Genomic DNA, 9172 nt, shown 5'->3' on the forward strand with positions numbered 1-9172 from the left:
CGCCCAGTTCCGTCGCCTCGCCATCCGCTACGAGCGGCGACACGACATCCATCTTGCCTTCTCCACCCTGGCCGCAGCCCTCATCGTCTGGCGCTTCATCGAACGATGGTTTTGTTAGGCGCTCTAAGCCTCTGATTTTATTGGTGGGCGCACTAGGGTTCGAACCTAGGACCCGCTGATTAAGAGGCACAGCCAAACCATTGATCTTAAAGGGAGGTGTTGGAGGTAAGGGCCGTCTGTGATTCATGGTCAGGTGCTGCCAGATGTACCCCATCACATACGAAGTTGAAGACTTCACATTCAGGCAGCCATCAATCGTAAGGGACAATAAACCTCGCCCGAGCTCCTTCGATGTCCCCAGGTCTGGGCGTACGCAACGCGGCGGTAGAGTGTTAATAAACAACCCACTGTAGTCCACTTCCAAGGAAATTCTGCTTTCGCGCGCGCCGGAAACTGACGTCAGATGTAAATCACAACGATTGGCGAAATTAAGCACAGTACGTACTTATAAAAAAGCTATCGCCGCCTCAACGCCCCCGCCTCAACGCCCCCGCCATGCAAGCATAGGATCTAACAGCGGGAATGATAGATGGGAAAATACACCTCTTAAATTCCCCTAAAATTTTGCCTGAACGGTGATAACCAATCTCTAATGCGACCGCCGAATAGCACTTGCGGACCAGCGACGGTCCGCAAGTCCAAACGCAAGCCTCAGAAAGCCATAGCATTGATATCCGCTTTATATTGCCCTACCTCTCACAACTCGGCAGGAACTATTTGAAAGGCTTGTGTCGTTACCTATTTTGTATTGATTGACGGAGCAGCTGTCACCGATCGATTGGATCACGACTTTACCTCCAATGTTATTAGACCCATGTTTGCTCTGAAACATATCGTTATATTCAAGGACTATGGAATCCGCGCTGACGGAAGACGTCATTGTCCTGTTGGTAGTCCAATTATACGGCTCACTGTTGGGTGGAAAAACAACACCGTCATCGCAAGTCGTGTTCTTTTTCGTGCCAACACATCTCACAGTCGTCGAGTAAGTTTGATTGACTTTGTATATCGACCCTTGTGCTCTTGCTGTCATCGAAGAAGGTCCATCTCCGCACTGGACATAAGAAACTTTTTGGTATATTTTTTCGTGTGTGACGTAGATCCTTTGCTGTACGCGACATGCCACCCCGCCCTCAGCAGACGACTGCGAAGTAATATCCAGCACATATGTCTTATTAGCTAATTGTGCTTCGGCATTACTCGTAAATGCCAAGCTGATAATTAGCGCTGTTGAAGGCGCTGCGAAATTGAATTTCATCATTTTTGAAAACATTCCGCTAACTCCAGAGTTGTAATTTCGAATTGACTCGATTTTACTAGGATATTCTGCCGCAACGACCAACCATATTACAATCAGAAGATTTCGTACTGGTCATGCGACTTTGTATTTTAGCACAGTCAAACAAGCTCGCAAGTCAACCAGTAAAAGAACGGATGCTGTAAACTTCCCAATTTTTTAGAGTCGCTTCTAAGCAGAAGATGTTTCAGCTCCATTTATATTAAATTTTCTCTTGAAATCGGACTGACGCCCGTCTAGTTATAATAAAGGCTAGGCATTAAGCAGCTAATTACCTCCACATTCGGTTAGTAAAACATATAAACAAACTTTAATACTACGTATTTTTTGTAACATAAAGACTTCGATAGGTCGGTCATGTCTTTTAACAAGTAAAACTCAAACATTAAAGGAAAATTAAATGCAATTATCTCCGTGATTTACAATCATTATACGTCCTAAAGTCTTACTCACAGGCCCCATTGAACATGAAGCAATTTTTTTTTGCTTTTGAACGCGTTTGTTTATTGCCACCACTCGTGCTCTGGTGGGAGAGGATTCGGGGAGAGGCATGTGCCGCAGCCTCTCCACACTCTGTGGTGAGTCAGAACCTCGAGTTTTTACGCAGCGTCCGAGCTTCGTCAAGACTGTTCCCGACGCACATACTATCTTATTGCAGGTATTCTCTTGAGGAATAAACCCCGGACCGCACGTTAAAGGACACACTTCTGATATTTTGTTACGCACCACATTAATAGCTTCTAAGGTGGGCTCTGTCGTATCGACCTGAGCCCGTGCATATTTGTTAAATGCCCGAAGCGCTTTGACCGAGCTTGTACCCCACGTGCCGTCGGCGGAGCCTGGGAAACACCGAACACGCTTAAGTTCAACTTGCAGAACACGAGCCAGCTCAACTCGAGCCAAATGTGGAATAGGTGTTGGAGAGATATCCATGTTGGACGGCACCACAGGGCTGGACTTGCGACGGTTTAATGGCTCTTCGTCATTTCGTGTGGGTCAAGGAGCCAGAAGCACGCGACGGCGTAGGACGTCGAAGCCGGCCCGGCCGTACATCAGTCGCTTGATCAGCTTCAGTTTCGTAATCTGGCCCTCGGACTGAGCGTTGCTCCACGGCATCGTCAACGCCGCCCTTACCGCGGCCGCATCAACGACGAGCCCGCTGGCGAACGTCTGCGCGGCTTGGATGCCGCTCGCCTTCGCCTCGACGATCCAAGCCTCGAACGACGCCAGACGTCGGTTGCCATGGGCGGACGATCCGTTCCCCTTCCTCCCGGCCTCGCGTACGAACGCGACGAAGCGCTGGACCAGCCCGTGTAGCGTGGCCGCGTCTGGATCCTGCACGATGCGCGCGAGAAGCGCGCTATCGGCCGAGCTCAGCCGATCCGGCGCCGCCGTCATGATCCAGGCGAGGACCTTCGATCCCGGCAGTCGCTCGCGCCGCGCCGGCAGCTCGGCCGAGCCGGGGGCCGTCATGCCGGGAACGACGTCACGCCAGCGTCGCGGCGTGGTGATCGCGACCTTCGTCCGTCGGCTCTGCAGCCATTTGTGCACCTGCCGCGAGCCGCCCGCGTAACCGCGCTCGCGCAGCTCTCGCAGGAGCTGCAATCCGTTCTCGCAGCCCTCGGCACGGCGGCGCTCGAGATAGGCTAGCCAGGGATCGAGCTGACTCGATCCGATCCGCCGTCCGCCGCGTTCCGGGGCCCTCTCCATGGTGGCGTAGCGCCGCACCGTTGCCGGTGCCAGAGGGATCGCGCGCGCGATCGCCATGATCGACTCGCCGGCCGCGCGGCGGCGCTGCACCTGTGCATGACGCACGGCCCTCCAACGTTGTGCCTCCTGCGCGGCAGCTTGATCTGTGCGGCTGCGCGGGAAAGCGTGGTCGCGGGCGTAATCAGGAGTGGGAGCCGCCGAGCCGGAGGGGACGGGAAGGGCGCGCAGGCGGGCATGAGCGCCGACCAACCAGCGCTCCAGCATCTGGCGCGTTCAGAAGGAAGTGCCAGCGATCTGCGACTTGCTGGGCACGCGGGACGACGGCCTGGGCCGCACGCGCGTAGCCTGTCGAGCGATCCCGTGCGACGATCTCCAGATCGGTGTGTGACGCTAGCCAAGCCTCGAAGGTCGCCGAGATGCGGTCGGGCAGAAGATCGATGGCGCGATGATGGTCGAGGTCGACGACGAGCGTGCCCCAGGCGCGCCCGCGCCGCCAGGCCCAGTCGTCGACACCGATTGCCCGCGCTCGGGCAACGTGCGGCAGGGGCGCGGCGTGCATGAGGCGCAGCAGCGTCGAGGCGCTCGCCGGCATGGAGAGATTTGCCAGCAGGCGCGCACCGGCTCGAGCGTTGATGGCCAAGCCGACGTGCTGCTGCGCCTTGGCGAGGCGTCGAGTTCGTCGGGCGTGCGGAGCCAGGAGAGAAGGGGCAGGAAGGCAGAATGTCCGTCGGGAACAGGAGGGGTTGAGGCAGCGCAGACGCCGGACGGTGAGATCGAGCCGAACGGCTCGTCCAAGGGAGGGTAGATCGGCGGGGTGCCGCTGATAGGAGCCGTGACGGGCGGTGCTCAGCGTGCCGCAATCGGGACAGCGTCCTGCGCAGCGGCAGCCGCGAACGTGCATCACAACGCCCGCCTCAGGCCCGTCCTCGATGGAGAGTACCCGGCAGCCAGGAACCTCGTGCAGCCGCGCCATCGCCAAGCTCCGTCATTCTCACACGAACGGAGAACGCACGGGGAAGCCACACGAAATGACGAAGAGCCACTTTCACGGGGCAAGTCCAAAGGCGTGCAAACGCGGATGCAGGATGACCTCGCGGCTGACCGGGGCAGGTGCAGGACCAGGGCGCAGGCATTGTCGAGCAGCACCTCGCGCGGCACACCGCCGAACGCCTGGAAGGCGCTCTCCAATCCGGCGAACCAGTCCTCCTGCCGCTCGTGGCCGAAGGCGCGCACATGCAGTCGACGCGAGTAACCGAGCGTCGCAACGAACAGCGAGACCCGGGTTGGCACACCGCCGATCTCGATCCGCCGCTCGCCGAAGTCGATCTGCATCTGCTCGCCTGGCCGCGTCTCGAACCGCACGCTCGCCCGCGCGGCGATCACCAGGTCCCGCCGCAACGGCGCCACAGCCCGTTCCACGGTGCGCAGACTGACGTGGATGTCTTTCTCGTTGGCGAGGTCCTGGCGCACGACGTCGGCGTTGCCGGCGTGCTGCCGGAACCGTTCGGCCAACCAGTCCGTCAAGCCGTCGAGCCGCTTCGATCGTGAGGGCGTTTTAGAGGGACGCCAATCACCCTGACGGAGCCAGTGCTTGACCGTGTTCTTCGAACAGCCGAGCTCGGTCGCGATCCGCTTGGCACCCCAGCCCAGCGCCTTCAGCCGCACCATCGCCGATACGTCGTCCGGCGTCTTCATCTCGGCCCTCCGCGGATCGTCCGTCCGCTGAAGAGCCTGATCTTCGTTCCTGATCATCTCGACCTCCTCGCTCATCGAGGGGGTCAGGTCCTCATGGCGTCAGGGGGTCAGTTTGCCGTGTCGCCCGACAGCACCCGACGCCGCGTTGCTCGGCGCGATCCAGGCGCTCATCGCCGATCTGCCGACCTACGGCGATCGGCGCGTCCATGCCCTTCTGCGCCGGCAGGCCGAGCGGGATGGGCGGCCTGCGCCGAACCGCCAAGCGGGTTTACCGGGTCATGAAGGTGCACGGCCTCCTGCTCCAGCGACATGCGGGCGGAGCCGAGACGCGCCGTCACGAGGGCAAGTTGGCGGTGGCCGTGCGCAACACGCGCTGGTGCTCGGACGGGCTGGAGATCGCGGCAGAGAACGGTGAGCGTGTGCGGGTCGCCTTCGCGCTCGACTGCTGCGATCGAGAGGCAATGAGCTACGTGGCGACCACGGCGGGCATCACGGGCGAGGACGTCCGCGACCTGATGGTGGCCGCCTTCGAACACCGCTTCGGGCCGGTCAACCAATTGCCGAGCCTGATCGAGTGGCTGACTGACAACGGCAGTTGCTACGTCGCCCGCGACACGCGCCGCTTCGCCCGCGAACTCGGTTTGGTGCCAAAAACGACGCCGCTGGAGAGCCCGCAGAGCAACGGCATGGCCGAGGCGTTCGTGCGAGCCTTGAAACGCGACTACGTGCGTGTCTCGGTGCTACCGGACGCCGAGAGCGTGCTGCGCCAGCTTCCTGTCTGGCTGGCGCACTACAACGATCTTCACCCTCATCGCGCGCTGGGCTACCGCTCGCCGCGCGAGTTCATCGCCCGATCAACCCAGGAGACCTTGTCCGGTCTTTAGGGAGCAACAACACCCTCGCCGGTTTCAAAGCGCTCTTGTGTAACCTCTCGGTTGTTGCCCTACGGGTTATGCCTCCGCCGGCTGCCCAGGTCCAGATAGCGAATCCAGGTAAGGCATCATCACTATTTCAATATCATTTCCATCCAGACCACTCAGCCTTACACTGATTCATTATCGTGTTGGCGTTAAGATCGCGTCGATAGAAGCATTACAGCCACTGAAAATATTACGAAAACTGTTATAACGAAAAATTTACTTCCAATTGTGCTTTCTTTGAATACCGAAAGATATCTTTGTTTCTTGAATTTTTCTGGGTCTATAGTATATAAAAAGACCATTGCAATAAGACAGACCAGTATTATTACAATCGGTTTCATCTGTAAATGCCCCTTGTAATCACTCAGGCCTGTGATGGCGGGGTTCAGGCACCGACGGGCGCGCGGATAGAGCTGAATAGATTGGGACCGCTCAGGTGTGCGGTGAAGACGCTGACGATCTCACGGCGCAGTTGTCCAGGCAGGACGCCGTCGCAGCACGTGCACGCCTCTGGACGATGCTCGACGATCGTATTGGGATCGTCGCTCAGCACCCGGATGTGGCCCTCGTGACCGGGTTTGGCACCGCCTAGCTTGGACTGCTCGCACTGCTCCTTGCGATCCGTCGCGGGCGGCTTAGACGAGGTGTGTGAGATCTTCTTTGACCGCTGCAGCCGCAGCACCATTTCCATCAGCTCCTCGCGGCTCAGTTTTTTAAGTTTACGGAGGCCCATTTCACGAGATAATCAGAGAAATCTGACTCGCGCAACGGCGTCTGTAATTAACTAAGCAAAATATTGACCACCAAAAACTCGGCTCAGTCGTATACGTTCACAACTGAGATACCATATTGGAACATTTCGCCGAGAGCCAAACTGAAATCGGCAAAACGATGGTTTTCCCGACGTAATGAGGAAGCTGGTCCCGAGCCGACCAAAATGGCTTCATTCTTGTCGGAAAAATGTGTCGGCTTTTCTATTGCCGGGTAAACGGCATTTTGGCACAATCCCGACATGCTCATCGGATATGCCCGCGTCTCCACCCTCGATCAGAACCTCGACCTGCAGCGTGATGCGCTGACCAAGGCGGGTTGTGAGCGCATCTTCGAGGAAAAGAAGTCCGGCAAGCCCGTGTTTGCCTTGGGCCTGTAAGCCCGCGACGGAGCAGGGTGCGACCCTCACCACTACAGTCCCGAACCCGGACAGCCGCTCGGGCCCGAGCCCGCATTTGCAAGGTAGGGTCATGGACAAACAACCCACCCTCTTCGTCGGTATCGACGTGTCCAAGGATCGTCTCGACGTTCACCTCAGACCCTCGGATGAGGCCTTCCATGTCCCTCGGGATGTGAAGGGGTTCGAGGCCCTCACGCGCCGCTTCAGTACCCGCCCGGTTGCCCTCGTCGTCCTGGAAGCCACTGGCGGCTTCGAGGCGAGCGTCGCTGCCGCGCTCGCCGCGGCCGGACTGCCGCTCTGCATCGTCAATCCGCGCCAGATCCGCGACTTCGCCAGAGCCATGGGCCGCCTGGCCAAGACCGACACGCTCGACGCTGAGGTGATCGCCCTCTTTGCCGAGCGCATGAGACCGCCGGCTAGACCCCTGCCGGAACCGGAGAGAAGCCACTTCGCCGAGCTCGTGAGCCGGCGGCGGCAGATCCTCGGGATGATCAACATGGAGACCAACCGCCGCGATCAAGCCGCGGACAAGCAGCTGATCCGAAGGCTCAGGCGGCACATCGCCTTCTTGGAAAAGGAGCTCGCGGAGCTCGACGGCGATATCGGCCAAGCCATCAAGGCCTCTCCGGTCTGGTGCGAAACCGAGGCGTTGCTCAAGTCAGTCCCCGGAGTAGGCGACGTCACCGCGCGCACGCTTCTGGCTCAGCTGCCTGAACTCGGCACGATTGGGCGCCACCAGCTCGCGGCTCTCGTCGGCATCGCCCCGATCAACCGCGACTCGGGCCTGATGCGAGGCCGCAGGTCTATCGCGGGCGGACGAACCTCTGTGCGAGGTGTGCTGTACATGGCTGCCTTGACCGCGATCCGACGAGGCTCTTCCTTCCGGCCCCTCTATGAGCGGCTCACCCAGCGTGGCCGACCAAGGAAGGTTGCCCTCGTGGCGGTGATGCGAAAGCTTCTGGTGACGCTCAACGCAATCGTCCGCGACCGCATACCCTGGCGGCCACTGACCACTTGACCTCTAACACAGCCGCTCCGTCGTGCGGGCGCTGCCGTGGAGAACTTGGCCCATAGCGCATCCCTCGCCGCATGGTGGTCAACCGTACCACCACACCGCGGGATCAAACACCTAGGACGGCTTCTGCAACATGGATGTACAACGCTGACCCGCGTCTTCAGCGACCGCCGGATTGAGCTCGACAACAACCCGGCCGGACGAGAGCTGCGGTCCGTCGCCGTCGGATGCAGAAGGCGCTCAGTCCGTATTGGCATGCCACCGCGCTGAACGGGGAGCTCAGCCCACCACTCTCGTCGACAATAGTCGCCTTATAATCCTCAGTATCAGGGTCTCGATGTGTAATTACCCACGCCCTTGCGCGGGACGGATTTCGCTGATTCTCTCGTGAGATGGGCCGCAGCGACCTTGAACGGCTGAGCCGCGAAGAGCTGATCGAGCTGGTGCTGCGGCTGCAGCGGCCAGAGAAGACGTCGCGCACCTCATCCAAGCCGCCCGCGACCGATCGTAAGGAGCAGCGCGAGCACTCCAAGCCCGGCGGCGCCAAGCCGGGTCACGAGGGTCACAGCCGGGTGTTGAGCGACGATCCCGATGCTGTCGTCGAGCATCGTCCCGAGGCGTGCGCGTGCTGCGGCGCCAGTCTGCACGCCGCACTTCCGGCAGAGGTCGTCAGCGTCGCCGAGCAGATCGAGCTGCCCGCGGTGGCGCCGATCGTGACGCAGCACCAGCGTCTCGCGGTCCGTTGCCCGCGTTGTGGGGAGCGGGTGGTCGCACCGGTGCCGGAGGTGGCGCGCGGCACGCCGTTCGGCCCACGGCTGCATGCGGTGGCGACGTACCTGAAGACCTTTCAGGCGCTCTCGTACGAACGGTTGCAGGCGGCGCTCTCCGACCTGTTTGGCCTCACCCTCAGCCAGGGCGGGCTGATGAACCTGCTCCGGCGCGCGCAGGGCTACTTTCGTTCGGGTCGCGACGCGGCCATCGCGACACTGCGCCGGGCCGAGGTCGTCGCCTGCGACGAGACCGGCGTGCGCATCGAGGGCTCGAACGCCTATCACTAGCTGTTCCACTCGGCGCAAGCCGTGGTGCACACCGCCTCCCCGACGCGCGGCGCTGTCGTGGTGCGGGAGATGATGGATGGTCACCGACCGGCGGTGTGGATCTCGGATCGCTACACGGCCCGTATCCATCCGGCGAAGGACGCGGGAGCTACGGTTTCCTCGGGAGCAGATCACTTTCTGCCGTATGGGCGGCGATCCGCTCCTTCAGCTCGTCGATCCCATCGTTGGTAAACGCTGGGTACGCCT

Annotated in this window: 4 protein-coding genes and 6 pseudogenes; 6 read left to right on the top strand and 4 right to left on the bottom strand. The window is 60.0% G+C overall.

Going from position 1 to position 9172, the window contains the following annotated elements; genetic code table 11:
- A pseudogene (locus ACLBX8_RS31030) lies at positions 1-118 on the top strand (IS5/IS1182 family transposase); the annotation flags it as partial.
- Between the two features lie 2235 nt (positions 119-2353).
- Here the strand turns inward: ACLBX8_RS31030 and ACLBX8_RS31035 are convergent.
- Positions 2354-4046: pseudogene (locus ACLBX8_RS31035) on the bottom strand (ISL3 family transposase).
- On the bottom strand, positions 3968-4837 hold the full coding sequence (locus tag ACLBX8_RS31040) for a DDE-type integrase/transposase/recombinase (protein ID WP_447716352.1): 870 nt from the start codon (positions 4835-4837) through the stop codon (positions 3968-3970). Before ACLBX8_RS31040 ends, ACLBX8_RS31035 begins: the two are co-directional and overlap by 79 nt.
- Positions 4838-4883: 46 nt before the next feature.
- Between ACLBX8_RS31040 and ACLBX8_RS31045 the strand changes: the two are divergent.
- Positions 4884-5646: pseudogene (locus ACLBX8_RS31045) on the top strand (IS3 family transposase); the annotation flags it as partial.
- A gap of 484 nt (positions 5647-6130) precedes the next feature.
- On the opposite strand, the pseudogene ACLBX8_RS31050 reads toward ACLBX8_RS31045, so the two are convergent.
- Positions 6131-6415: pseudogene (locus ACLBX8_RS31050) on the bottom strand (IS66 family transposase); the annotation flags it as partial.
- A gap of 83 nt (positions 6416-6498) precedes the next feature.
- Positions 6499-6702 (bottom strand): hypothetical protein, encoded by a 204-nt coding sequence (locus ACLBX8_RS31055; protein WP_447716353.1) that lies wholly within the window; start codon positions 6700-6702, stop codon positions 6499-6501.
- Between ACLBX8_RS31055 and ACLBX8_RS31060 the strand changes: the two are divergent.
- The 4 genes and pseudogenes from ACLBX8_RS31060 to ACLBX8_RS31075 all read left to right on the top strand — a co-directional run.
- Positions 6695-6808: pseudogene (locus tag ACLBX8_RS31060) on the top strand (recombinase family protein); the annotation flags it as partial. The gene ACLBX8_RS31055 and the pseudogene ACLBX8_RS31060 sit on opposite strands and share 8 nt — an antisense overlap.
- A gap of 115 nt (positions 6809-6923) precedes the next feature.
- Positions 6924-7871, top strand: coding sequence for an IS110 family transposase (locus ACLBX8_RS31065; RefSeq protein WP_447716354.1), 948 nt, complete (start codon positions 6924-6926; stop codon positions 7869-7871).
- 36 nt (positions 7872-7907) lie between these two features.
- On the top strand, positions 7908-8138 hold the full coding sequence (locus ACLBX8_RS31070) for an IS66 family transposase (protein ID WP_447716355.1): 231 nt from the start codon (positions 7908-7910) through the stop codon (positions 8136-8138).
- A 122-nt stretch (positions 8139-8260) separates the two neighbouring features.
- Positions 8261-9049, top strand: a pseudogene (locus ACLBX8_RS31075) (IS66 family transposase); the annotation flags it as partial.
- Positions 9050-9172 lie beyond the last annotated feature (123 nt).

It is taken from the genome of Methylobacterium sp. D48H (assembly GCF_053345715.1).

What these genes read in the sequence shown, in the direction of transcription:
- ACLBX8_RS31040 (WP_447716352.1), bottom strand. Translation starts at nt 4,837, where the DNA reads ATGAGCGAGGAGGTCGAGATGATCAGGAACGAAGATCAGGCTCTTCAG.
- ACLBX8_RS31065 (WP_447716354.1), top strand. Translation starts at nt 6,924, where the DNA reads ATGGACAAACAACCCACCCTCTTCGTCGGTATCGACGTGTCCAAGGAT.
- ACLBX8_RS31055 (WP_447716353.1), bottom strand. Translation starts at nt 6,702, where the DNA reads ATGAGCATGTCGGGATTGTGCCAAAATGCCGTTTACCCGGCAATAGAA.